Origin of the sequence: Vibrio alginolyticus NBRC 15630 = ATCC 17749, assembly GCF_000354175.2 — a bacterium.
Taxonomy (GTDB): Bacteria; Pseudomonadota; Gammaproteobacteria; order Enterobacterales; family Vibrionaceae; genus Vibrio; species Vibrio alginolyticus.
In genome coordinates, this window is record NC_022349.1 from 2,800,053 (window position 1) to 2,821,796 (window position 21,744).

Consider the following 21,744-nt stretch of genomic DNA (forward strand, 5'->3'; position numbering starts at 1 on the left):
CAGTCTTGGTTACTCTTCGTGAGCAGGGAAAAGCACCTGGTCAATAAGATCACAAAGACAATGGAGTGTTACCATATGTACTTCGTGAATACGTGCAGTGCGGTGTGATGGAATACGAATTTCGACGTCGTTCTCACCGAGCAGTCCTGCCATCTCTCCGCCATCTTTTCCTGTTAGCGCGATAATCGTCATGTCTCGAGTTACGGCTGCTTCCATCGCTTTGATAATATTTTTACTGTTACCGCTAGTCGACATGGCAAGCAAAATGTCGCCTGGTTGACCAAACGCTCGTACCTGTTTTGAGAAGATTTCCTGGTAGTGGTAATCGTTGGCCACTGCGGTTAGGGTGGTATTATCGGCGGTTAAGGCCATTGCTGGTAGGCTAGGACGCTCAGTTTCAAAACGGTTTAAAAGACAAGAAACAAATTGTTGAGCGTTTGAAGCACTGCCGCCATTACCACAACATAAAATTTTATTGCCATTAAGCAGGCTCGACACCATCGCTTGAGCTGCATGAGTAATGGCATCAGGCAGCGCCTCTGCTGCTGCGATTTGAATTTGAATACTTTCTGTAAAGCTGTCTTTAATGCTGTCTAGCATCGCTTATCCTTCAGAGATTGCGTTTTCTATCCAGTTGATATCTCGCCCATTATCATGAATGGCGATGACATCAAATCGATAATCGATATTGTGTTTTAAGCGCTTTTGTTGGCTAAGCCAAACTTGTGCGGTTTTGACTAGCTTGCGCATTTTAGCGTGCGTCACCATTTCTGCTGCCGAGCCAAAGTGATTGTTCTTACGGTATTTGACTTCAACAAACACAATAGTTTCACCTTGTTGGAAGATTAAATCAATCTCACCGACCTTAGTCAGAAAATTTTGTTCAATAAAGTTTAAGCCCTGGCGTTGTAAATACTGCTTCGCCAGAGCTTCATATTGATTTCCGATTTGGCGCTTACTAAAGAGCCCCACGCTCAGCCCAGCTTAGCTCACGCTGTACAACACAATTATTGTCGATACTTAAAATACCGGTTTGGCCGCCAACTGAGTAGCCCGGAACGACCTTCATTTGTGGCAGCTCCCCAATCAATTTATACGCATCCATACCCAGTGCTTTCAAACGTTTTTCCATGTTAGATTGCTCTGACCACAACTCGTTCATTTCAGCGGTCACGCTAGGGTCTGGGTCAATCAGCAATGGAATATCGCTGTAGATGATGCCTGTTAGATCTTCGTAAGTCGCGCCGCCACTGTTGCTACGCGAGCTAGAGAAAATTTGTGGCGCTTTGGCGTCTGGATTAATCGCTACCTCAATAAACGGCTTAATCAAGGTCAGTTCCGTGCTTCTAGCAACAATATAAACCGCATCGACATCACGACGGCTACGTGGCTGTGTTTCAAGCTTGATACGCATTAGTGATTGCATCTGAGCAATACGTTGTTTGCTTTCTTGTAGGCCAAATACTTCATTGATGTCTTTTTGAAGTTGGCGCTTGTCACCAAAATAACTTGCTGCGACTTTATTAGAGCTGTACTTGCGCCACTCTTTGTTGAACGCTTCAGTTACACGTTCACCAAAGCTGCCCTTTGGTGCCAGAATCAGAGGGAAGTTATAGCCTTCGCTGAACAAGTGTTTCGCTGCTTGTGCGGCTTCTTGTTCCGGTGATAATGCCAAGTAGCAAATATTGCTATCTGGTTGCACATCTTCGGGAATATTTAGCGCAAGGGCTGGAATCGTAGGACCATTTTCTGAGCCATCCATGGTTGTGTGCAATAGCTCAACGTTCTCTTTTTCTAGAGGACCAACAACAAAATCGATGTTTTCATTGATCAAACGTTGTTTAATTTGGTCGGCGTTATACGCATTAGTGTCTATTACCGTGAGGGTAGCGCTTGGATCACGGTTACGATCATTCATCATCGCAAACACAAAACCATCACGAATTAATTGCGCTTGTGGCGAGAACTTACCAGTAAGCGGCAGTAACAAAGCGGTGTTGTTTGGTTTAACAATGTCTAGAGAGAGAATGTTTTGAATCTCTTCTGGTGTGTAGATAGCGGCTGGGTGCGATGGGTTCTCGTTTAACCAGCGTTCTAGGGTATTTTTTAGTTGGGATAAGTTGCCCGACAGCGTTTTCGCATAAATAGCGAGTTGTAGCCAACCATCCAAAACATCTTCATTTGGCTCTGTTTCTAATGAGGTCAGTTCGTACTCGGAGTAGCTGCCAAAGTTCATCCAAATACGGCTAGAAATCTCTCTCTGCTCCGCGGACGATGCATATTGACCAAATGCAACCAGTTGGCGGTTTGCCTCAAACGCTTGGTTAAGACCTTGATAAGCGTCGGCACGCATCAAGTAATAGTCTTTCCATTGCTCATTTGGCAACTTCCACCAAGGTTTAAAATTCAACAATTGCAGCAACTGAGAGTAATTACCCTGTTTTTGCTGTATGGTCGCACGCGCTAGTTGCCACTCTGCTTGCTGAACTTCGGTTAACTGTTGACGAGCCAGGCGCTTGATCAACATTTCTGCTTGATCAAACTGGTTTGCTTGAATCGCGGCTTTGGTTGCCATGATCAACCAGTCATTTTGTAAACTGCCTTCCGTGCTATCAGCTTGGATCATATAGTTCTGAACAGACTGAGTAGGCTCAAGTGTTACATCAACGCCATCAGGCTGTCTTGGACCTGAAGAACAGGCGGCGAGCGTAATTGCTAGTGCAACAGGAGTAAGTATGCGTGGTACACTGAGTCTCTTATGGTTAATCATTGCCGTGAGTTCTCTATAATTTTGTACAAAATTGTCTCTATATTAATCGTTGAAGTGATGGTAAACAAATGACAGATAAAAATAAGTTGCCGAATGAGGGGCCAACTCTCTATATCGTACCGACTCCAATCGGAAATTTAGCGGATATCACCCAACGTGCTATCGAAATTCTGTCGACTGTGGACATCATTGCCGCTGAGGATACTCGACATACGGGGAAATTACTGTCTCACTTCAATATTCAAACCAAAACTTTTGCTCTACATGACCACAATGAGCAGCAAAAAGCACAAGTTTTGGTAGAAAAGCTGCTTTCCGGTCAGTCTATCGCATTAGTTTCTGACGCTGGTACGCCACTTATCAGCGACCCAGGATACCATTTGGTGACAAAATGTCGTCAAGCGGGCGTTAGAGTTGTGCCTCTTCCAGGTGCCTGTGCGGTCATTACGGCGTTAAGTGCCTCTGGCTTGCCATCGGATCGCTTTAGCTTCGAAGGTTTTTTACCACCGAAAAGCAAAGGTCGTAAGGATAAATTCCTAGAGATTGCTTCGGTAGAGCGTACGTGTATTTTTTACGAGTCACCGCACCGTATTTTAGACTCTCTACAAGACATGTTAGACGTTCTTGGCCCAGATAGAGAAGTTGTGTTGGCAAGAGAGCTAACAAAAACCTTTGAAACCATTCAAGGCATGCCGTTAGGTGAGCTGATTGAATGGGTGAAAAGTGACGATAACCAACAGCGTGGTGAAATGGTATTGTTGGTACATGGCCATCGTGAAACAACAGACGACTCACTACCTGAAGATGCTTTACGCACGTTAGGGATTTTGACCAAAGAGCTGCCTTTAAAAAAAGCAGCTGCTTTGGTGGCAGAAATACATAACTTGAAGAAGAATGCGCTATATAAATGGGGCTTAGAAAACTTAGACTAAGTGCCGCTAGCGAGATAAATGGTCAATGAGGGTTGATGTTTAGGCATCGGCCTTTTTATTAATCTATTTTTGGCACGTTGACTAAAAAGTCATCACTTAGTGCATTCATTTCATCATATCTGTGATCTAACTAGACTCTGAAGTGAGAACTCTATACAATCCGCCCTCGGAGCTGACTGGGTAGTCGCTGCTTTGTTGATGTCCTTCGGGAGACTGACAAAGGGGAGGAAAGTCCGGGCTTCATAGAGCAAGGTGCCAGGTAACGCCTGGGGGGCGCAAGCCTACGACAAGTGCAGCAGAGAGAAGACCGCCGATGGCCCGTAAGGGTACAGGTAAGGGTGAAAGGGTGCGGTAAGAGCGCACCGGACGACTAGCAATAGTTCGTAGCAGGGTAAACTCCACCTGAAGCAAGACCAAATAGGCCTCCACATTGCGTTGCTCGCGTAAGGAGGCGGGTAGGTTGCTCGAGCCAGTGAGTGATTGCTGGCCTAGACGAATGGCTACCGCCGCGCAAGCGGAACAGAACCCGGCTTATGTGTCGGCTCCACCTATTCGAGACCCATCTCTACTTCGGTAGTGATGGGTTTTTTGCATTTAATTGACGCAAACTATGTCATTACCAATAAACTTGGCGTAAATCACGTCTAACTTTAGACTTGTGGTGGCGATGATGTAGGAAATCAGTACACTAAAGAATCGCTTCAAGATCATTCAACGAGAAAGCTATGACCGAAACCTTCCAACATATTTCCGTGTTATTAAATGAATCCATTGATGGCTTAGCTATCAAACCAGACGGCGTCTATATTGATGGAACATTTGGCCGTGGCGGTCACAGCCGGACAATTCTATCTAAACTCGGTGAAAATGGCCGACTGTACAGTATCGACCGTGACCCTCAAGCGATCGCTGAGGCAGGCAAAATCAATGACCCTCGCTTCACCATTATTCATGGTCCATTTTCTGGTATTGCTGAGTATGCTGAAGAGTATGGACTAGTTGGAAAAGTAGATGGTGTTCTGCTGGATTTAGGCGTTTCTTCTCCTCAGTTAGACGACGCAGAGCGTGGCTTTAGCTTTATGAAAGACGGTCCGCTAGATATGCGTATGGACCCGACATCAGGTGTTCCAGTATCTCAATGGTTGATGGAAGCAGACCTCGATGATATCACTTGGGTCATTCGCGAGTTTGGGGAAGATAAACATGCGCGCCGTATTGCAAAAGCGATTGTTGCCTACCGTGAAGACGAAGAAAATGAGCCAATGGTTCGCACTGGTCAGCTGGCAAAATTGATTTCAGATGCCGCACCGAAAAGTTTTAAAGAGAAAAAACACCCTGCGACTCGTGCTTTCCAGGCTTTTCGTATTTACATCAACAGTGAGTTAGAAGAAATTGATACGGCACTTAAAGGCGCGGCGAGCATTCTGGCTCCTGAAGGCCGTTTATCTGTGATTAGCTTCCACTCTCTGGAAGACCGTATGGTCAAACGTTTTATCCGTAAAGAGAGCAAAGGGCCTGAAGTGCCACACGGTATTCCAATGACGGAAGAGCAAATTCGTGCTCTTGGTAGTGCGAATATGAAAGCGGTGAGCAAAGCGATTAAGCCAAGCAAACAAGAAATTGAAATGAACCCTCGCTCGCGCAGCTCTGTGTTAAGAATTGCGGAAAAGCTTTAATTATTATGACGAAATCCACTCCTAATCTTGCTAAGTTGATTGCAACAGATCTCCTCACTGTTGGTCGCTGGCCATTACTGTTGTTGCTATTGATCGTGGCATCGGCAATGGGAGTGGTATTTGCTACCCACCATGCGCGTCAAGCGATCACCGAAAAAGACCATACGTTGGTTGAACGAGAACGATTAGATAGCGAATGGCGTAACTTAATGTTGGAAGAAACTGCCCTCGCGGAACACAGTCGTGTTCATGACCTTGCCAAAAAAGAACTTGAAATGAAACGACCTGATGGCGATAAAGAAGTGGTTGTCACGCTCAAATGATTAGAAAAAAATCCAACACGAAACAAGCCAATAAGCGTAAACCTGTAGCAAAAGAGAAAGCGGCTACGGGGGATAAGAAAAACGATAACAAAGCAGTGAAAGTGGCGGTCGAAGAATCTTTCTTGATTCGTTGGCGCTTCCATCTATTACTGTTTTTTGTTTTTTGTGCATTTGCCCTTTTGGTGGCACGCGTAGCCTACATCCAAATCATTGAGCCAGATAACCTGATTAAACAAGGTGACCTACGTTCGGTTCGTGTTAAATCCATTCCTTCTGCTCGCGGTATTATTTCGGATCGAAATGGTGAGCCGCTTGCTGTCAGTGTACCGGTTGAGGCTGTTTGGGCAGATCCTGCCACGATTTTTAAAGAAAACGCGTTAAGCCAGACCAAAAGTTGGCATGCATTAGCGGATGTTCTTGGTATTGACCGACAAGGGTTAATAGACAAAATCAAGCGCAATGAAAAACGCCGCTTTATCTACTTGCAGCGCCAGGTCAGTCCGGCCATGGCGAACTATATTCGTGAGCTAAAGCTGCCAGGTGTTGGCCTTAAGTCGGAATCTCGTCGTTATTATCCTGCAGGTGAGGTTAGTGCTCACTTAGTCGGTGTGACAGGCATTGACGGGCATGGCCTAGAAGGTGTGGAGCGTAGCTACGATGAGTGGCTCACTGGCGCGGCGGGTAAGAAAACTATTCGTAAAGACCGTTATGGTCGTGTTGTGGAAAACATTGCTTGGCAAGACAAGCAAGAAGGTAAATCACTTCAGTTAACCATCGATCAGCGCCTACAGGCGATTGCGTATCGTGCGATTAAGCAAGCCGTTGCGGACCACCGCGCCACTTCAGGTTCTGTTGTCATGTTGGATGTAAAAACGGGCGCCGTATTGGCCATGGTTAATGCTCCTTCTTACAACCCTAACAATCGTAGCGATTGGCAAAGCTATCAAATGCGTAACCGAGTGATCACGGACTCAATGGAGCCCGGTTCGACCATTAAGCCTTTCGTTATTTTAGCCGCCTTAGAAAATGGGATAGCGGATAAAGATACCATCGTAGATACCGGTAATGGTGTTCTACGTTTAGGTGGTAGTCGAGTCAGAGATGTCTCTCGCGTAGGTAAAGCGAGCTTGACCACGATCCTTAAAAAGTCGAGTAATATCGGTGTGACGAAGCTAGCAATGCAAATGCTGGTAGAGGCGCTTCTTGGGCTGTACAGTTCAGTGGGTTTTGGTGAGCTTTCTGGCCTAAACCTAGTTGGGGAAGTGACGGGTATTTTTCCTACACGAACTCGTTGGTCGCCAATTGAGCGCGCCACGATTGCGTTTGGTTATGGTCTATCAATTACACCAATCCAGCTAGCCCATGCTTATGCGACGCTTGGAAACCTTGGCAAATACGAGCCTATTCATATTATCGAAAGCAATGATCATGACATGTCACGCCAAGTGGTGAGTGCGAAGTATGCGCGTCAAGTATTAGACATGTTGGAAACCGTAACTCAAAAAGGGGGCTCGGCTCGCAGAGCGGCAGTTCCTGGTTATCGAGTAGGAGCGAAAACGGGTACATCACGTAAAGCTTCTGCCGGTGGGTACAGCGACGAGTACATCACCTACACGGCTGGGCTTGCTCCGGTTAGCGATCCGCGAATTGCTTTAGTAGTGATCGTAAACGAGCCTCAAGGCGATGACTACTATGGTGGTTCGGTAGCGTCTCCTGTCTTCTCTGAAATCATGAAAGGCGCGCTACAAATACTCAATGTTGCACCTGACGAAAACAAATTCCAACAGTAAGCCCTGTGGTTTACTGAGCAAACAAAATTAAGAAAACCTGAGCCAAAGCTCGGAGAACAAATATGACTAAAGCCATCAGTATGGACGTGCTGCTTTCCCCTTGGGTGGATTGCCCTAGCTTATCGTCCGTTCTTGTTTCTGAATTGGAGCTCGACAGCCGAAGAGTTCAACCTGGAACCACGTTTGTAGCAGTGATTGGCCATGTTGTGGATGGGCGTAAATTCATTGCCTCTGCAATTGAGCAAGGTGCAAATGCAGCCCTGGCGCAAGCCTGCGATGTCAAAACACATGGTACGGTGGAAATCATTGATGATGTTCCCGTCATTTACATTGATAGGTTGGACCAACGTTTATCCGCAATTGCTGGAAAGCTTTATGCTTACCCTGATATGGATTTGATTGGTGTCACCGGCACCAACGGCAAAACCACCATTACCCAGTTAATAGCGCAATGGCTAGAACTGCTTGACCATAAAGCGGCGGTAATGGGAACAACAGGAAATGGCTTCCTCAATAACTTGCAACAAGCTGCGAATACAACGGGGAATGCCGTTGAAATTCAGAAAACGCTTTCCTCTCTCGCAAATCAACAAGCCACATACACCGCGCTAGAAGTATCTTCCCATGGCCTGACGCAAGGTCGTGTCAAAGCACTATCATTTGCGGCGGGCGTGTTTACTAACTTAAGTCGTGACCACTTAGATTATCATGGCACGATGGAAGAGTATGCCAATGCAAAGCTTGGGTTGTTCACGCAACACCAATGTAAACGTGCCATTATCAATGTTGATGATGAAGTAGGTCATCAATGGGCGTCGCAGTTAAGTAATGCGATCGCTATTTCGCTCAAGCCGAACACTGAATTTGAAAGCGCAATTTGGGCGACGGAAGTTAGTTACGCGGAGTCAGGGATTACTATTAAGTTCGATGGTAAATTTGGCTCAGGTGAATTGCACGCGCCTTTGATTGGTGAGTTTAATGCAACCAACTTAATGCTCGCTTTTGCGACCTTATTAAGCTTAGGTATAGAGAAACAAGCGTTACTCGAAACCGCAGGTCAACTGCAACCTGTACTCGGCCGAATGGAGTTATTCCAAACTAAGGATCGTGCCAAAGTCGTGGTCGATTATGCCCACACTCCTGATGCTTTAGAAAAAGCGCTGCAAGCTTTACGAGTTCATTGTGAAGGCCAGCTGTGGGCTATTTTTGGCTGCGGTGGCGATCGCGATGCAGGTAAGCGCCCAATGATGGCGGAAATTGCAGAGCGTCTAGGCGACAGAGTGGTGTTGACTGACGATAACCCACGCAGCGAAGATCCGGTTCAGATTGTGAAAGACATGTTAGCTGGGCTGTCAAAACCTGCTGAAGCGATTGTTCAGCATGACCGCTTCAAAGCACTGTCTTATGCCATTGAAAATGCTTCGCCAAACGACATTATCTTGTTAGCAGGGAAGGGCCATGAAGATTATCAGATTCGTAATGGCGAAACGATTCATTACTCCGACCGCGAGTCCGCAATGCAACTTTTAGGATTGAACTCATGATCAAAGTAACGTTATCTCAAATTGCAGACATCACTCGTGGCGAGCGATTCGGCGACGATCTACTTATCGACGCGGTTTCTACTGATACACGAACGATTGATCGTGGGGCTCTATTTGTCGCGTTAGTAGGTGAGCGCTTTGATGCGCACAACTTTTGCCAACAAGCGGTAGATGCAGGTGCCGGTGCTTTACTCGTAGAAAAACGCTTAGATGTGAATGTGCCGCAAATTGTGGTGTCGGATACCAAACTTGCATTGGGTGAGTTTGCTTCTTGGGTGCATCAAGCATGCCAAACACCTACCGTTGCTATCACCGGAAGTTGCGGTAAAACGACCGTAAAAGAAATGGTTGCGAGTATCCTGCAATTGAAAGGCAAAGTGTTATTCACGGCGGGTAACTTCAATAATGATATTGGTGTTCCGTTGACATTATTGCGCTCACAGCAGGATGATGATTATGCCGTGATTGAGCTTGGTGCTAATCATATAGGTGAAATTGCTTACACTACTCAGTTAGTAAAACCAGATATCGCGTTAGTGAACAATGTAGCCGCCGCTCACCTTGAAGGCTTTGGTTCTATCGATGGCGTGAAACAAGCCAAAGGTGAAATTTACCAAGGCCTTTCAGCTGGTGGTATTGCGATTGTTAACCTAGACAGCAATGGTGAAGCCAAGTGGGATGAAGTGTTAGCAGATAAGAAAGTCATTACTTTTTCACAAAGTAATACTGATGCAGACTTCTTCGCTTCTAATATCGTATTGAACGCCGCAGGTGAAGCAAGCTTTGACTTACATATCGCAGCAAGCTCACAAGAAATTGAACTGTCTCTGGGTATTATAGGTCAACACAACGTTGCGAATGCGATCGCTGCTTCTATTATTGCGTTACAAATGGGCGCCACATTAGAAGAGGTTCGTGCTGGCCTTAAACATTTGAACAAAGTGAAAGGTCGCGTCGAGGTTGAAGCGCTGAGCGAAAAGATAAAACTGATTGACGACAGCTACAACGCGAGCGTGCCAGCCATGAAAGCGGCAGTTGATTTATTGGCCGCTTTCCCAGGTCAACGCTGGCTGATTTTAGGTAATATGGCGGAATTGGGCGAGGAAAGTCTTGCACTTCATCGTCAAGTCGGGGAACATGCTGCCCCACAAAAATTTGAACATGTTCTCACATATGGTGCAGACGCCAAGGTGATCAGTGATCTTTGCCAAGGCATTCATTTTGAGACGCACCAAGAGATGATTGAATACATCAAGCAGCATCTAGACCAAGCCGTTCCTGAAAACCATACGATATTGGTGAAAGGAGCGAACGGTGCACGTATGTTTGAAGTCGCTGCTGCTTTGAAGGAGTATTATTAATGATTATTTGGCTTGCCGAGCTGCTACAGCCATACCTGTCTTTTTTCCGATTGTTTGAATACTTGTCTTTTCGAGCAATCCTAAGCGTATTAACCGCTCTAGGTCTGTCATTATGGATGGGACCAATCATGATCAAGCGTTTGCAAATGCTGCAAATTGGTCAGGTAGTGCGTAACGAAGGTCCGGAATCTCACTTTAGTAAGCGTGGTACCCCAACAATGGGCGGTATCATGATCTTAGCGGCCATCTCAATCACGATTTTGCTATGGACAGACTTATCCAATCCTTACGTATGGGCGGTACTGACAGTCTTACTTGGCTACGGTGCGGTCGGATTTGTTGATGATTATCGTAAAGTGGTACGCAAAAATACCGATGGCTTGATCGCGCGTTGGAAGTACTTCTGGCAGTCGTTGATCGCGTTTGTCGTCGCTTTCGCATTGTATGCTTACGGTAAGGACACAGCAGCAACTCAGCTAGTGGTGCCATTCTTTAAAGACATCATGCCGCAGCTTGGTTTGATGTATATCATTCTGACTTACTTTGTCATTGTAGGTACAAGTAACGCGGTCAACCTGACTGATGGTCTAGACGGTTTGGCAATCATGCCAACGGTTCTTGTTGCAGCAGGCTTCGCGGTTATTGCATGGGCGACCGGTAACGTTAACTTCTCTGAATACCTTCATATACCATACTTACCACATGCTTCTGAGTTAGTTGTCGTATGTACAGCAATCGTAGGTGCAGGCCTTGGTTTCTTGTGGTTTAACACGTACCCAGCACAAGTGTTCATGGGCGATGTGGGCTCACTAGCGCTTGGCGGTGCATTGGGCACCATTGCTGTTCTAGTTCGTCAAGAGTTGGTGTTGGTGATCATGGGTGGCGTATTTGTAATGGAAACGCTATCAGTCATCCTGCAGGTAGGTTCTTACAAATTACGTGGTCAGCGCATTTTCCGTATGGCACCAATTCACCACCACTACGAATTGAAAGGTTGGCCAGAACCTCGCGTAATCGTGCGCTTCTGGATTATTTCTATGGTTCTTGTTCTGATTGGTCTTGCGACATTGAAAGTGCGTTAATCGCGCTTTCCAAGAACAAGATTTACAGTGTGATCAAATATGGAACGTTGGCAAAACATACATAGTGTTGTCGTCGTAGGGCTCGGTATTACCGGGCTCTCTGTCGTTAAACACCTAAGAAAAAATCAGCCACAACTTGTGGTCAAAGTCATTGATACTCGTGTAAACCCTCCAGGTGCAGAGCGCTTGCCGGAAAGTGTTCAACTGCATAGTGGTGGTTGGAATACGGACTGGCTTTCTGACGCGGATCTTATCGTGACCAACCCTGGTATTGCGCTAGCGACACCAGAGATCCAAGCCGTATTAGCAAAAGGTACGGCAGTAGTAGGTGATATCGAGTTATTCGCTTGGGCGGTGCAGAAACCCGTAATTGCGATTACGGGCTCAAACGGTAAGAGCACAGTAACCGACCTCACAGGTGTGATGGCTAAGGCTGCAGGTTTGGATGTTGGCGTTGGTGGTAACATCGGTGTGCCTGCACTGGATTTGTTAGAACAAGACGCAGACCTATATGTACTCGAACTCTCGAGCTTCCAGTTAGAAACGACGTCAAGCTTAAAGCTCAAAGCCGCTGCGTTTCTGAATCTTTCTGAAGATCATATGGATCGTTATCAAGGCATGTCTGACTATCGACAAGCCAAGTTGCGTATTTTTAACCATGCTGCTCTTGCGGTCGTGAACCGTGATGATCAAGAAACCTTCCCAGACGCAGAGATGCCATTGGTGACATTTGGCAGCGACAATCAGGACTTTGGTCTCGAGGTGGATGGCAACCGTACTTGGCTGCTCGATCACGGTCAACGAGTTGTCGCAAGTGATGAGCTTAAGTTGGTTGGTAAGCACAACTTATCTAACGCTCTGGTTGCTTTAGCGCTATTAAAAGCTGCGGACGTAAACTATCACAAAGCATTGAATGCACTTAAAAATTACACGGGACTGACACACCGATGCCAGGTGGTTGCGGATAATCAAGGCGTCAAATGGGTGAATGACTCTAAAGCAACTAATATTGCCAGCACTATGGCTGCGCTATCTGGTTTGGAATCGACAGGCAAGCTCTACTTACTCGTTGGTGGTGTTGGCAAAGGTGCTGACTTCTCGCCATTAAAACCGATCTTCGCGACGCTTAACTTGCAACTGTGTTGCTTTGGCGCTGATGGCGATGAATTTATGCCACTGCATGAATCTGCAATACGTTTCGACACTATGGAAGATGTGATTCAACAAGTATCTTCGCAGTTAAAACCAGGTGATATGGTGATGCTGTCTCCTGCATGTGCTAGCTTTGATCAATTCGACAACTTTATGGCAAGAGGTGATGCTTTCGCTGCTCTTGCTCAGAAATATGCATAATTAAAGGTTACACACTTCGTGGGTTTAGGTAACGTTAAACGCAGTATTGGCAATTGGCTCAAGCATCCAGCCCCAGAGGCGATGTTTGATCGTCAGTTAGTGTGGATTGCACTGGGTTTGATGTTGACTGGTTTGGTCATGGTAACCTCTGCATCATTTCCAATCAGCTCTCGATTAACGGAACAGCCGTTCCACTTTATGTTTCGTCATGCGACGTTTCTCGTGCTGGCGTTAGGGACCTCCGCTGTTATTTTGCAAGTGCCTTTGCAAGAGTGGTTTAAGAAGAGCCATTACTTACTTTGGGCTTCTTTCGCACTGTTGATCATCGTGCTCTTGGCGGGTAAGTCGGTTAATGGTGCGTCTCGTTGGATTCCCCTTGGGCTGTTTAACCTTCAGCCAGCGGAAGTCGCGAAGCTATCGCTGTTTATCTTCATGTCTGGTTACTTAGTTCGAAAGCAAGACGAAGTACGACAAACGTTCTTTGGTGGCTTTATGAAGCCAATCATGGTGTTTGCCTTCTTTGCAGTATTACTACTTGGTCAGCCAGACTTGGGGACGGTCGTCGTGATGCTGGTCACGCTGTTTGGCATGCTTTTTATCGCAGGTGCAAAACTAACCCAGTTTCTCGCCTTGATGGTGGCAGGTATCGGCGCTGTGGTAGGTTTGATTCTCGTCGAGCCATACCGTATGCGACGAGTAACCTCCTTCCTTGACCCGTGGGAAGATCCATTTGGCAGTGGCTATCAGTTGACTCAGTCTTTGATGGCGTTTGGTCGTGGTGAATGGTTCGGACAAGGTCTCGGTAATTCAATTCAAAAACTGGAATATCTACCGGAAGCGCACACCGACTTTGTGTTTGCCGTACTTGCTGAAGAGCTTGGTTTCGTAGGCGTAGTGCTGGTCTTAATGCTGATTTTTAGCTTGGTGCTAAAAGCGGTTTACATCGGCAAGCGTGCATTTGAAGAAGGCGAAATGTTCGGAGGTTATCTGGCTTTCGGAATTGGTATTTGGTTTGCGTTTCAAACCTTGGTTAATGTTGGAGCTGCCGCCGGTATTGTTCCAACTAAAGGTTTAACACTTCCACTCATCAGTTATGGTGGTTCTAGTCTAATAATTATGTCCGTCGCAGTGTCCATACTACTGCGTATCGATTACGAATGCCGCTTGAAACGCGAGCAACAACAATCAGAACAACAAGCTAATGAAACAAAATAAACGTTTGATGGTGATGGCTGGTGGTACTGGCGGTCACGTATTCCCAGGTTTGGCGGTAGCAAAACAGCTTCAAGAACAAGGTTGGGAGATCCGTTGGTTAGGTACGGCGGATCGAATGGAAGCGGATTTGGTGCCAAAACATGGCATTGAAATCGACTTTATCAAAGTGAAAGGGTTACGAGGTCAAGGCGTTAAACGTCTTCTTGCAGCACCATTTCAAATTATCAATGCCATTATGCAGGCTCGTGCTCACATGAAACGCTGGCAGCCAGACGCAGTGCTTGGTATGGGCGGTTATGTTAGCGGCCCGGGTGGTATTGCCGCTTGGATGAGTGGTATTCCTGTTGTTCTGCATGAACAAAATGCAGTAGCAGGTTTAACGAACCAATGGTTATCGAAAATCGCTAAGAAGGTTTTTCAGGCTTTCCCAGGCGCTTTTCCAAATGCCGAAGTGGTTGGGAACCCAGTTCGTGAGGACGTGACTCAATTAGCAGCGCCAACTGAGCGCATGCAAGAGCGCCAAGGTCCAATTCGCATTTTGGTGATGGGTGGCAGCCAAGGCGCACGTATTCTTAACCAAACTCTGCCAGAAGTGATGTCGAAATTGGGCGAAGATTACTGTATTCGTCATCAAGCGGGTAAAGGTTCCGCCGAAGAAGTGAATGCAGCATACCAAGCTAATGGTGTGGTAAATGCAGAAGTAATGGAATTCATTGATGACGTTGCAGAAGCTTACGCATGGGCTGACCTTTTAGTTTGTCGCTCTGGAGCGTTAACCGTTTCTGAAGTCTCGGCGGCAGGTGTAGGCGCTATTTTTGTTCCATTCATGCACAAAGACCGCCAGCAAGCACTTAATGCTGACCACTTGGTGGATTGCGGCGCGGCGAAAATGATTGAACAACCAGATTTAACCGTTGAGTCTCTGACTCAGCAGATCCAACAATTGGATCGCCAAGCTTTACTTACAATGGCTGAGCAAGCGCGTGGCGCTGCAAAATTGAATGCTGACCGAGTTGTCGCACAAGCCATTGTCGCTTTGACCGAAAAGCGTTAACCGAATTATTGAGAATAGAATTGATGACAATCCAACATACACAAGACTTAGCTCAGATTCGCGCAATGGTGCCAGAGATGCGCCGCGTGAAATCCATCCACTTCATCGGTATTGGTGGTGCGGGCATGAGCGGCATTGCAGAAGTGCTGTTGAACGAAGGCTACCAAATCACAGGTTCTGATCTATCAGAGAACGCTGTGACAGAGCGTTTGGTATCAAAAGGTGCGACGGTATTTATTGGTCATCAAGCCAGTAATGTAGAAAAAGCCAGTGTGGTTGTTGTGTCAACGGCGATCAACGAAGAAAACCCAGAAGTGATGGCGGCACGTGAATTACGCATCCCTATTGTACGCCGCGCAGAGATGTTGGCTGAATTGATGCGATTCCGTCACGGTATTGCCGTTGCGGGTACACACGGTAAAACCACGACGACCGCTCTTGTTACTCAAATCTATTCTGAAGCCGGTCTTGATCCAACGTTTGTGAATGGCGGTTTGGTGAAAAGCGCAGGTACAAATGCGCGTCTAGGCTCGAGTCGTATTCTAATTGCAGAGGCAGATGAAAGTGACGCGTCATTCCTGCACTTGCAACCAATGGTGAGCATTGTTACCAATATCGAAGCCGATCATATGGATACCTATGGTGGTGACTTTGAAACCTTAAAGCAAACCTTCATCGATTTCCTTCATAATCTACCGTTTTACGGCCAAGCAATTGTTTGCATTGACGATCCTGTGGTTCGAGAGTTAATCCCACGTATTAGTCGTCAAGTGATAACTTACGGTTTTTCTGAAGATGCCGACGTACGTATTGAAGATTATCGTCAAGAGGGACAGCAAGGCAAATTTACGGTAGTACGTAAAGGGCGAGCTAACTTAGATATCACGCTGAATATTCCAGGTCGTCACAATGCATTGAATGCGTCTGCTGCGATTGCGGTTGCTACTGAAGATGATATTGAAGACGATGCGATCCTAAAGGCAATGGCTGGTACTCAAGGTACGGGAAGACGTTTTGATCACCTTGGCGAGTTTGATACTGGCAACGGCCATGCAATGCTTGTTGATGATTACGGCCATCATCCAACAGAAGTGGATGTAACCATTAATGCAGCACGCAGTGGGTGGCAAGACAAGCGTTTGGTGATGATTTTCCAACCGCACCGTTATAGCCGTACTCGTGATTTATACGATGATTTCGCGAATGTGCTTGAACAGGTGGATGTATTGATCATGCTGGATGTTTACGCAGCGGGTGAAAAGCCGATTGCAGGTGCTGATGGGCGCGCTTTATGTCGCACAATTCGCAGCCGAGGCAAGGTAGATCCGATTTTTGTTCCAGAAATCGAGCAATTACCTTCAGTTTTAGCTAACGTTATACAAGACGGCGACCTAATCTTAACGCAAGGTGCGGGTGATATTGGTAAAGTGGCGAAACAGCTGGCAGGTCTTAAATTGAATATAAACACGATGCTTGGCTGACACATATTGTTGATGCGAAGGACAGATAAAGACTCAGATCTCGATTTTGCGTCAATATCATTGTGATTTATTGCTATCAGTGTTTGATAGTTTACAAGAGCTCAGTATAATCCCAAGGTTAAAGTCAAGACTTTTACCTCTGCGTAATTATATGGGTAAAAAGTACACGACAAAAGTCAGGAAACGAAGACGTTGTTGAATATTGCACTGAATGACGAGCGACCAAACACGGGTAACAACCGTGGTCGCCAAGAAAAAATCTTGGGTGCGTTATTTTTCGTTGTGGTTGTGACTTTAATTTGTTCTGTTTTGTACGCGGCGATCAGTTGGATGTGGGATGACCAAAGGTTACCTCTCTCCAAAATAGTACTTCAGGGGAAACTGGAGTATGTCCAAGCTGACGATGTGCAGGCTGCATTTAGTCGAATTGATCACATCGGTACATTTATGTCCCAGGATATTGATGTATTACAGCAAAGTGTCGAAGCTCTGCCATGGGTAGCGCATGCTGCAATCCGAAAGCAGTGGCCGGATACAGTAAAAGTTTTTTTGACGGAGCATCAACCAGAAGCCATTTGGAATGGCAACGAACTGTTAGATAAAAACGGGTTCGTTTTTGATGGAGATGTTGCTCTGTTGCAAGAAGAAAAAGTGAAGCTGTACGGACCCAAAGATAGCGGACCGGAAGTCTTACAGACTTACCGTGATTTGAGTCCTAAGTTTCAGCAATTGGGGTTAGCGATATCGTCTCTGGTATTAAACGAGCGACGAGCTTGGCAAATCATCCTTGATAACGGTATTCGATTAGAGCTCGGTAAAGAGTCTCTTCTTGAGCGTATAGAGCGCTTTTTTAAGCTCTATAACAAGCTTGGCAGTGACACGCAAAGAATCAGTTATATCGATCTTAGGTACGATACAGGAGCCGCAGTTGGTTGGTTTCCTGAACAAGAGTTAGAAGAGAGTACAGATGACTAAGGCCGCTGATGACAACATTATTGTTGGTCTTGATATAGGCACTGCAACCGTATCGGCTCTAGTGGGTGAGGTTTTACCAGACGGTCAAATTAATATTATTGGCGCAGGTAGTAGCCCCTCACGCGGCATGGATAAAGGTGGCGTGAATGATTTGGAGTCGGTTGTAAAATCAGTACAACGTGCAATTGATCAAGCTGAATTAATGGCAGAGTGCCAGATCAGCCGAGTCTTCATTTCGTTGTCTGGTAAGCATATCGCAAGCCGAATTGAAAAAGGTATGGGCACGATTTCTGATGAAGAGGTGTCTCAAGAAGACATGGATCGCGCTATCCATACCGCAAAATCGATTAAAATCGGTGATGAACAGCGAATTCTTCATGTGATCCCGCAGGAGTTCACCATTGATTACCAAGAAGGAATCAAAAATCCGCTTGGTTTATCTGGGGTAAGAATGGAAGTGAGTGTCCACCTTATCTCATGCCATAATGACATGGCACGCAATATTATTAAGGCGGTAGAACGCTGCGGCCTTAAAGTAGAACAACTCGTATTTTCTGGGCTTGCTGCTAGTAATGCAGTAATCACCGAGGATGAAAGAGAGCTTGGAGTTTGTGTGGTTGATATTGGCGCCGGCACGATGGATGTGGCCATCTGGACTGGCGGTGCGTTACGTCACACAGAAGTATTTTCGTACGCAGGAAATGCTGTAACCAGTGATATTGCTTTTGCTTTTGGTACGCCAGTGAGCGATGCTGAAGAAATAAAAGTCAAATATGGCTGTGCTTTGAGTGAACTGGTCAGTAAGGATGACACGGTTAATGTACCAAGCGTAGGTGGACGACCATCACGTAGCCTGCAACGTCAAACGTTGTCAGAAGTGATTGAGCCACGCTACTCTGAGCTTATGGGACTGGTTAACCAAACTATCGACTCTGTACAAGCAAAATTGCGCGAAGAGGGTATCAAGCACCATCTGGCTGCGGGAGTTGTACTCACCGGCGGTGCTGCGCAAATGGACGGAGTGGTAGAATGTGCGGAACGCGTATTCCGCAATCAAGTAAGGGTCGGCAAACCGCTCGAAGTCAGCGGATTAACTGACTATGTAAAAGAGCCGTACCATTCTACGGCAGTTGGATTACTTCATTACGCAAGAGACATGCAGTCTAGCGACGATAGCGATTATAATGAACCTAAACGCTCATCTGTAACTGGCTTTTTCGATAAATTGCGTAACTGGATACAAAAAGAGTTTTAACCTGAGTTGCAGGATAAACGGAGACAACACATGTTTGAACCGATGATGGAAATGTCTGACGATGCAGTAATCAAGGTCGTTGGGGTTGGTGGCGGCGGTGGTAACGCCGTTGAACACATGGTGCGTGAATCCATCGAAGGTGTGGAATTCATCAGCGTCAACACTGATGCGCAAGCACTTCGTAAGACAAGCGTTGGCAATGTTATTCAGATCGGTGGTGATATCACTAAAGGTCTGGGTGCAGGTGCTAATCCACAGGTTGGCCGTGACGCAGCTCTCGAAGACAGAGATCGAATTAAAGATTCCCTGACTGGCGCCGATATGGTGTTTATCGCAGCTGGTATGGGTGGCGGTACCGGTACTGGTGCAGCGCCTGTTATTGCTGAAGTGGCTAAAGAGCTTGGCATTCTAACAGTAGCGGTAGTAACTAAACCGTTTAGTTTTGAAGGTAAAAAGCGTTTGGCATTTGCTGAGCAAGGTATCGATGAGCTCTCTAAGCATGTTGACTCTTTGATCACGATTCCAAACGAAAAGCTACTTAAAGTACTTGGTCGTGGTGTAACACTACTAGAAGCTTTTGCAAGCGCTAACGATGTTCTTAAGAATGCCGTTCAAGGTATTGCTGAGCTAATTACTCGCCCTGGCATGATCAACGTCGACTTTGCGGACGTAAGAACTGTAATGTCTGAAATGGGTCACGCAATGATGGGTAGCGGCATCGCCAAAGGTGAAGACCGTGCTGAAGAAGCGGCTGAAATGGCAATTTCTAGCCCACTTCTGGAAGACATCGATCTAGCGGGCGCTCGTGGTGTTCTTGTCAATATTACTGCTGGTCTGGATATGCGTCTTGACGAGTTTGAGACGGTTGGTAATACAGTGAAGGCATTCGCTTCTGACAATGCGACTGTTGTTATCGGTACTTCTCTAGACCCTGATATGACTGACGAAATCCGCGTAACAGTTGTAGCGACAGGTATTGGTAATGAGAAAAAGCCAGATATCACGCTAGTTGCGGGTGGTAAAGCTAAAGTGGCACCGACGCCGCAAGCTCAACCACAGCAACAAGCAGCGGCAACGCAAGCTGAAGAAAAACCGGCACAGACCTTGCAAAATAATCAAGTGCAAGAGAAGCCACAGGTAACTCCTCAGCCGACAAACACTGCTCCTTCTTCTCCAGCTTCGTCGAGCCAAAGTTCTGCGGCTCCAAAGCAAGAAAAGGAAAGTGGTTATTTAGATATACCGGCATTTTTGCGTCGTCAGGCTGATTAATCTTTAACCCATAAATTTGACATGGCTCAAAATTATGGTAGCATTCACGGTCGACGTTACAGACGGCCGTGTTTTGTAGCAAATTTTTGAGAGGCAAGCAGATGATCAGACAACGTACTCTGAAAGAAATAGTGAAAACAACTGGTGTGGGTCTCCACTCTGGTCGTAAAGTCACACTTACTCTGCGCCCGGCTGCTGCAAATACAGGTATCATTTACCGTCGTACAGATGTAAATCCACCTGTAGATTTTCCAGCTGATCCAGCTTCGGTTCGTGACACCATGCTTTGTACTGCATTGGTAAACGATGAAGGTGTGCGTATTTCAACTGTTGAGCACTTGAATGCGGCACTTGCTGGTATGGGCATCGATAACATTGTTGTCGAAGTAGACGCACCTGAAATTCCGATCATGGATGGTAGTGCAAGCCCATTTGTATACTTGCTACAACAAGCAGGTATCGAAACGCAAAATGCGCCAAAACGCTTCATCCGCATCAAAAAGCCAGTTCGTTTTGAAGATGGTGATAAATGGGCAGAATTTGTACCATTTAACGGCTTCCGTATGGACTTCGAAATTGAGTTTAATCACCCAGCGATTGAATCAGACGAGCAACGTTTGCTGTTTGATTTCTCGTCAAAAGGCTTTGTTCGTGAGATTTCTCGAGCACGTACGTTTGGCTTTATGCGTGATATCGAATATCTACAATCTCAAAACCTAGTTTTGGGTGGTAGTTTTGACAATGCTATCGTTTTGGATGATTACCGTATTCTTAATGAAGAAGGTCTACGCTTTGAAAATGAGTTTGTGACTCACAAAGTGTTGGATGCGATTGGTGACCTTTACATGTGTGGCCACCCAATCATTGGTGAATTCCGTGCCTTTAAATCTGGCCACGGTTTAAATAACCAACTGTTACGTGCTGTTCTTGCAGATCAGGAAGCGTGGGAGTGGACTACATTCGAAGAAGAAGTCGGCTCACCAGTAGCATTCGCAGAACCAAATATGGTGCTTGCGTAAATACTTGGCATTAGAATTAATAAAAAACCAGGCTTATGCCTGGTTTTTTGCTATTTGGCTTTAATCCTGGATTTATCAATAACATTCAAGTTTTCAGCATATTGAAATAACGTTCACTTACGATCTTCCTTTTCTGCTATATCGGCTAATCGTTTTAAACGCTCTTGAATTTTCGGTGGCGCCATGTCGGCAATCGTCATTAATGACTTTGCTGCAGATGCGGTTAGTGGTGGACGCTTAGGTCTGTCGTCTTGTTGAAAGCGGTTTCGATATAGTGAAGGATTGATCCTCACTTCAACGCTCATCAGCTTGGCAAAGCCTTGAGTACGAAGTTTATTTAGGATCATGAGGCGATCGTAATCGATCTTCATTTTGATCGCGGCACTAGAGACATCGATCAATAGATGGCCGTTACGAACATTCGCTACTCGGCAATGATCGGCCGTCCCCGTGGGTAAGACCTCTTGCAAAGCTTGGTTAAGCTGTAAGATTTCTCCAGCATGTTCTTGAATCTGCTTGAACTGTGACTCAGCAATAACATCTTCAGTCGAGGTTGGACGGTGATCACGCATAGGTAAAATCTAATTTTGTTGAGATATAGCTATTCTAGAGCAGCTTTCTATCAAGGTATAGTTTACATTAACG

The 21,744-nt window shown here is 46.1% G+C and carries 19 protein-coding genes and 1 other RNA gene; 16 read left to right on the plus strand and 4 right to left on the minus strand.

Translation table 11 applies throughout. From position 1 onward, the window contains the following. Positions 1–9 precede the first annotated feature (9 nt). The 3 genes from N646_RS12930 to N646_RS12940 are packed head-to-tail and all read right to left on the minus strand — an operon-like array spanning position 10 to position 2,770. A complete protein-coding gene (locus N646_RS12930) occupies positions 10–600 on the minus strand; it encodes a phosphoheptose isomerase (protein WP_005372901.1) in 591 nt (196 codons plus the stop codon). A gap of 3 nt (positions 601–603) precedes the next feature. Next, entirely contained in the window at positions 604–972 is a 369-nt protein-coding gene (locus tag N646_RS12935) for a YraN family protein (protein ID WP_005372903.1), read from the minus strand. Further along, positions 959–2,770, minus strand: a complete 1,812-nt coding sequence (locus N646_RS12940; RefSeq protein ID WP_005372905.1) for a penicillin-binding protein activator — start codon at positions 2,768–2,770, stop codon at positions 959–961. The genes N646_RS12935 and N646_RS12940 overlap by 14 nt, the downstream gene beginning before the upstream one ends. A 68-nt stretch (positions 2,771–2,838) precedes the next feature. On the opposite strand from N646_RS12940, the gene rsmI reads away from it, so the two are divergent. From rsmI to lpxC, 16 genes are all read left to right on the plus strand, one after another. Then, on the plus strand, positions 2,839–3,702 hold the full coding sequence (gene rsmI, locus N646_RS12945) for a 16S rRNA (cytidine(1402)-2'-O)-methyltransferase (RefSeq protein ID WP_005372907.1): 864 nt from the start codon (positions 2,839–2,841) through the stop codon (positions 3,700–3,702). Positions 3,703–3,870: 168 nt separating this feature from the next. Continuing rightward, positions 3,871–4,252: RNase P RNA component class A (rnpB, locus tag N646_RS23290), an RNA gene on the plus strand. A 175-nt stretch (positions 4,253–4,427) separates the two neighbouring features. Next, on the plus strand, positions 4,428–5,378 hold the full coding sequence (gene rsmH, locus N646_RS12950; protein WP_005372918.1) for a 16S rRNA (cytosine(1402)-N(4))-methyltransferase RsmH: 951 nt from the start codon (positions 4,428–4,430) through the stop codon (positions 5,376–5,378). A gap of 5 nt (positions 5,379–5,383) precedes the next feature. Then, on the plus strand, positions 5,384–5,701 hold the full coding sequence (gene ftsL, locus N646_RS12955; protein WP_017821489.1) for a cell division protein FtsL: 318 nt from the start codon (positions 5,384–5,386) through the stop codon (positions 5,699–5,701). After that, on the plus strand, positions 5,698–7,491 hold the full coding sequence (locus N646_RS12960; protein ID WP_017821488.1) for a penicillin-binding transpeptidase domain-containing protein: 1,794 nt from the start codon (positions 5,698–5,700) through the stop codon (positions 7,489–7,491). Before ftsL ends, N646_RS12960 begins: the two co-directional genes overlap by 4 nt. A 62-nt stretch (positions 7,492–7,553) precedes the next feature. Continuing rightward, positions 7,554–9,035 (plus strand): UDP-N-acetylmuramoyl-L-alanyl-D-glutamate--2,6-diaminopimelate ligase, encoded by a 1,482-nt coding sequence (murE, locus tag N646_RS12965; RefSeq protein ID WP_017821487.1) that lies wholly within the window; start codon positions 7,554–7,556, stop codon positions 9,033–9,035. After that, positions 9,032–10,396, plus strand: coding sequence for a UDP-N-acetylmuramoyl-tripeptide--D-alanyl-D-alanine ligase (locus tag N646_RS12970; protein WP_017821486.1), 1,365 nt, complete (start codon positions 9,032–9,034; stop codon positions 10,394–10,396). Before murE ends, N646_RS12970 begins: the two co-directional genes overlap by 4 nt. Further along, a complete protein-coding gene (mraY, locus tag N646_RS12975; RefSeq protein ID WP_005372931.1) occupies positions 10,396–11,478 on the plus strand; it encodes a phospho-N-acetylmuramoyl-pentapeptide-transferase in 1,083 nt (360 codons plus the stop codon). Before N646_RS12970 ends, mraY begins: the two co-directional genes overlap by 1 nt. Before the next feature lie 39 nt (positions 11,479–11,517). After that, positions 11,518–12,831: a UDP-N-acetylmuramoyl-L-alanine--D-glutamate ligase gene (murD, locus tag N646_RS12980; RefSeq protein ID WP_017821485.1), complete on the plus strand. Its 1,314-nt coding sequence runs from the start codon at positions 11,518–11,520 to the stop codon at positions 12,829–12,831. An 18-nt stretch (positions 12,832–12,849) separates the two neighbouring features. Next, complete coding sequence (ftsW, locus tag N646_RS12985) at positions 12,850–14,046, plus strand: cell division protein FtsW (protein WP_005372933.1); 1,197 nt, start codon at positions 12,850–12,852, stop codon at positions 14,044–14,046. Further along, a complete protein-coding gene (gene murG / locus N646_RS12990) occupies positions 14,033–15,100 on the plus strand; it encodes an undecaprenyldiphospho-muramoylpentapeptide beta-N-acetylglucosaminyltransferase (protein WP_005372941.1) in 1,068 nt (355 codons plus the stop codon). The genes ftsW and murG overlap by 14 nt, the downstream gene beginning before the upstream one ends. A gap of 23 nt (positions 15,101–15,123) precedes the next feature. Continuing rightward, positions 15,124–16,581 carry a UDP-N-acetylmuramate--L-alanine ligase gene (murC, locus tag N646_RS12995; RefSeq protein WP_005372944.1) on the plus strand — a complete coding sequence of 486 codons (1,458 nt, stop codon included), beginning with the start codon at positions 15,124–15,126 and terminating at the stop codon, positions 16,579–16,581. A 192-nt stretch (positions 16,582–16,773) separates the two neighbouring features. After that, entirely contained in the window at positions 16,774–17,556 is a 783-nt protein-coding gene (locus tag N646_RS13000) for a cell division protein FtsQ/DivIB (protein WP_005372945.1), read from the plus strand. Next, positions 17,549–18,811, plus strand: a complete 1,263-nt coding sequence (gene ftsA / locus N646_RS13005; protein ID WP_005372946.1) for a cell division protein FtsA — start codon at positions 17,549–17,551, stop codon at positions 18,809–18,811. Before N646_RS13000 ends, ftsA begins: the two co-directional genes overlap by 8 nt. A 30-nt stretch (positions 18,812–18,841) precedes the next feature. Next, positions 18,842–20,080, plus strand: a complete 1,239-nt coding sequence (gene ftsZ, locus N646_RS13010) for a cell division protein FtsZ (RefSeq protein ID WP_017633617.1) — start codon at positions 18,842–18,844, stop codon at positions 20,078–20,080. A 101-nt stretch (positions 20,081–20,181) separates the two neighbouring features. Beyond that, the gene (gene lpxC / locus N646_RS13015) at positions 20,182–21,099 is read left to right on the plus strand and encodes a UDP-3-O-acyl-N-acetylglucosamine deacetylase (RefSeq protein WP_005381871.1); all 918 of its coding nucleotides are present in this window, start codon (positions 20,182–20,184) and stop codon (positions 21,097–21,099) included. Positions 21,100–21,212: 113 nt separating this feature from the next. On the opposite strand, the gene N646_RS13020 is transcribed toward lpxC, so the two are convergent. Next, entirely contained in the window at positions 21,213–21,671 is a 459-nt protein-coding gene (locus N646_RS13020; RefSeq protein WP_017821484.1) for a DUF721 domain-containing protein, read from the minus strand. Positions 21,672–21,744: the final 73 nt, after the last annotated feature.

Coding starts and splice junctions, on each gene's coding strand:
- lpxC (WP_005381871.1), top strand. CDS start 20,182: ATGATCAGACAACGTACTCTGAAAGAAATAGTGAAAACAACTGGTGTG.
- N646_RS12930 (WP_005372901.1), bottom strand. CDS start 600: ATGCTAGACAGCATTAAAGACAGCTTTACAGAAAGTATTCAAATTCAA.
- ftsA (WP_005372946.1), top strand. CDS start 17,549: ATGACTAAGGCCGCTGATGACAACATTATTGTTGGTCTTGATATAGGC.
- N646_RS12960 (WP_017821488.1), top strand. CDS start 5,698: ATGATTAGAAAAAAATCCAACACGAAACAAGCCAATAAGCGTAAACCT.
- ftsZ (WP_017633617.1), top strand. CDS start 18,842: ATGTTTGAACCGATGATGGAAATGTCTGACGATGCAGTAATCAAGGTC.
- ftsL (WP_017821489.1), top strand. CDS start 5,384: ATGACGAAATCCACTCCTAATCTTGCTAAGTTGATTGCAACAGATCTC.
- N646_RS12940 (WP_005372905.1), bottom strand. CDS start 2,770: ATGATTAACCATAAGAGACTCAGTGTACCACGCATACTTACTCCTGTT.
- murE (WP_017821487.1), top strand. CDS start 7,554: ATGACTAAAGCCATCAGTATGGACGTGCTGCTTTCCCCTTGGGTGGAT.
- murD (WP_017821485.1), top strand. CDS start 11,518: ATGGAACGTTGGCAAAACATACATAGTGTTGTCGTCGTAGGGCTCGGT.
- rsmH (WP_005372918.1), top strand. CDS start 4,428: ATGACCGAAACCTTCCAACATATTTCCGTGTTATTAAATGAATCCATT.
- rsmI (WP_005372907.1), top strand. CDS start 2,839: ATGACAGATAAAAATAAGTTGCCGAATGAGGGGCCAACTCTCTATATC.
- murC (WP_005372944.1), top strand. CDS start 15,124: ATGACAATCCAACATACACAAGACTTAGCTCAGATTCGCGCAATGGTG.
- murG (WP_005372941.1), top strand. CDS start 14,033: ATGAAACAAAATAAACGTTTGATGGTGATGGCTGGTGGTACTGGCGGT.
- N646_RS12970 (WP_017821486.1), top strand. CDS start 9,032: ATGATCAAAGTAACGTTATCTCAAATTGCAGACATCACTCGTGGCGAG.
- mraY (WP_005372931.1), top strand. CDS start 10,396: ATGATTATTTGGCTTGCCGAGCTGCTACAGCCATACCTGTCTTTTTTC.
- N646_RS13020 (WP_017821484.1), bottom strand. CDS start 21,671: ATGCGTGATCACCGTCCAACCTCGACTGAAGATGTTATTGCTGAGTCA.